This is a genomic window from Protofrankia sp. CiP1_Cm_nod2 (genome assembly GCF_920664355.1).
In the GTDB taxonomy this organism is placed as follows: Bacteria; Actinomycetota; Actinomycetes; order Frankiales; family Frankiaceae; genus Protofrankia.
This window is the reverse complement of record NZ_CAKKTL010000344.1, coordinates 3,060-4,249: the sequence shown is the minus strand read 5'-3', so window position 1 is coordinate 4,249 and position 1,190 is coordinate 3,060. Positions and strand designations below refer to the sequence as shown.

Below are 1,190 nucleotides of genomic sequence, written 5' to 3'. Positions count from 1 at the left end.
GGCGGTAGGCCGTCGCACGCGGAGACATCCACGACCTGAACACAGCCTCGGCCGCCGCGAGTAACTGCTCGAAGGGGTCCTCCGGCGGCACGGTGCCGACGACCTTCTCGAACAGATGGAGGAACCTGACACCCACGTCGTCCGCCACCTCGGCGCCATGCTCCTCTGCCAGGGCAGCCAGGGTGGTGGCCGTCGCGCCGACGTTGAGGACCGTGTCCATCATGCCGGGCATGCTGCGGGCTGCACCCGAGCGCACCGACACGAACAGCGGGCTCTCCGCGCCGCCGAACGAGCGGCCCAGGACGGATTGCAGGTGTCGCACCCCGACGTCGAGCGCCTTGGTCGCCTCTACGGAGAGCGCCCCATCCTGCAGTGTCGTACGACAGACATCCGTCCCCAGGGCGAAGGCGGGCGGCACCGGCAACCCCAGCCGGCGCAGGTGGTTCACAGCCCACGCCTTACCACCGACGAGGTCGCGGTCGAGCTCAACAGAACCGTCGAGCAGGATTGGTTCCACTAGGCCCGGCCCGCCTTGGCCTCGTCCTCGCGATCCAGGCCGAGCAGCCCGAGAAGGTCTTCATGCAGCTCGAACCAGACCTGGTGGTAGCTGTCCACGAGCGGGTTGGCCAAGAAGCGGTGGTCCGCATCCAGCCGCGCAAGGGCTGCAGCCAGTCGTCGGGAGTATGTCGCCAGGCGGGGCACTTCCGCAGCGATCCGCTCGACCAGCGGCGCAGCCACAGCGTGCACCGCTTCGACGCGGCCCAGGACCTCCCGGTCGTAGTCAGCGTCGGAGTGGTCGTTCACTGTCCCGCCAGGACGCAGCTGCCAGGCGGTGACTACCTCCTTGAGCGTGTGGTTGGGCTCGTCGAACTCGGCGTAGAGCCCGGTCAGTGTGCCCACCCCGGCTGTCTCACGCTCCTCGCCGAGCAGGGACGCCAGCCGCTCCTTGCCCTCTGACGTGAGGCGTGCTCCAGCGGCACCCGCCTTAAGGAGTCCACGAGCCTCGAGCTCCTGCAGGAGCGCCTGCCCTTCGTCACCCACGAACACAGCCGCGGTCTCGGGCGTGAGCCGTCCCTTGAGCCGCGCTCCTTGGAGCAGCGCCAGCTCGGTCGAGGTGTCAGTCATGGTTACGTGTATCTCCGGATAGTGGGGTCGCGTCGTGAGCAGCGCGACCGGGGACGGCTGCGGTG

2 protein-coding genes are annotated in these 1,190 nt (G+C 68.7%); both read right to left on the bottom strand.

The features are described 5' to 3' along the window. The coding region (locus NBW84_RS23020; protein ID WP_445548829.1) for a PEP/pyruvate-binding domain-containing protein at positions 1-517 on the bottom strand (517 nt) is incomplete at its 3' end. Then, positions 517-1,125, bottom strand: a complete 609-nt coding sequence (locus NBW84_RS23015; protein ID WP_445548830.1) for a MarR family transcriptional regulator — start codon at positions 1,123-1,125, stop codon at positions 517-519. The genes NBW84_RS23020 and NBW84_RS23015, both read right to left, overlap by 1 nt. Positions 1,126-1,190 lie beyond the last annotated feature (65 nt).